The 1,332-nt window shown below is 55.3% G+C and carries 1 protein-coding gene and 1 tRNA gene; both read left to right on the top strand.

Annotated elements, in window-relative coordinates; translation table 11 throughout:
- Positions 1-383: 383 nt before the first annotated feature.
- Positions 384-460 (top strand) — tRNA-Met (locus HMPREF2842_RS03610).
- Between the two features lie 635 nt (positions 461-1,095).
- A partial coding sequence (locus HMPREF2842_RS03605; RefSeq protein WP_210398785.1) for a transposase occupies positions 1,096-1,332 on the top strand: 237 nt, incomplete at its 3' end.

Genomic DNA, 1,332 nt, shown 5'->3' with positions numbered 1-1,332 from the left:
GCGAAGCCCAGCGCCAGCGCCTCGGCTTCTCGCTAAGACTAAGAGGCTAAGCCTAAGAGACAGCGGGGGAGTAGTCCATACCGGATGCTCATGGGTCTAGCGTCCTCGCTCTAGATCCGGGGCCTGCACTGGATACGGCTCCTACCGACTAGCTCTAGCGGTCTCTGCGGGAACATCTCTGCGGGAACGGGGTGGAAGTGATTCACTTCCACCCCGTTCCTGTATGTTCTACCCCTGGCACTGCCCCGTAGCCCCTATTCCTACCCAACTGCTTTCTACCCAACTGCTTTCTACCCAACAGCCCCTATTTTTGTGTGCTTGGTTACAAATCGCGTTTTTGGCTTGCATGCCCGGTTTGGGGTCTGTATAGTTGTATGAGTCGCCGCGGGGTGGAGCAGTTCGGTAGCTCGCCGGGCTCATAACCCGGAGGTCGCAGGTTCAAATCCTGTCCCCGCAACCAGAAAAACCCGGTATCTCAACGAAAAGTCGCTGAGATACCGGGTTTTGTTTTGCCCTGACGAGACCGAATCCCTATGTTATTCCCTACCTTTCAGCCAAACTCAGGCCCGTCGTCGAGGTGGGGGGAGGGGGGACTATCACCCAACATCGAGGACTATCATCCAACGCCCCTTCGGGGCGTATGACTATCTTCGCTCGTGCATGATCTCGTGGGAGGGAGGTTGCAGAGGAGGATTTTCACCGCCTAATCGGCGTTGATACCGGCTGTTTACCGCCTGAAAATGCAAAAGCGGTATAGCATTTTCCCTCGTATCTCAACCGAATCCCAACCCTTTACCGCCTAAAACCGAAAACTTTTATATATACACACGCATATGTAGGAAGATGAACACTCGCGTGTACACTTTTTAGAAATTAGGCGGTAGAGGCGGCAACACACCATGTTTTGACTGATATACCAACGTTTTCGATATACCGCTTAGCCTCAAACAGGCGGTAACTAAGCGGTTGAAAGAGTAGCGTCCCGCATAGTGGTGTAACCGTGGGTGGTCGGCCCGTTTGATATGGGTGCGGTCACCGTGTGATCCTTCGAGAAAGCTCTCTACTTCTGACTCGAAACGATTTGGAGGCACAACGATGACCGCTCCTCATATTATCGACCCTGCTGGCCTGCTTGGCGAGGCGTTATCCCAGGCGTCCCCAGATTTGATGCGTTCCCTGCTCCAGCACGTGATTAACGCGTTGCTCTCAGCGGACGCTGACACCGTGTGCGGGGCCCAGTGGGGCCAACAAGACCCGCAGCGCCAGGCCCAGCGCAATGGGTATCGCCACCGGCCCCTGGATACCAGGGTCGGCACCATTGACGTGGCGATC

It is taken from the genome of Rothia sp. HMSC069C10 (assembly GCF_001812205.1).
GTDB classification, from domain to species: Bacteria; Actinomycetota; Actinomycetes; order Actinomycetales; family Micrococcaceae; genus Rothia; species Rothia mucilaginosa.
Note: the sequence above shows the minus strand (reverse complement) of the source record. Positions and strands in the feature narration are given on the sequence as shown.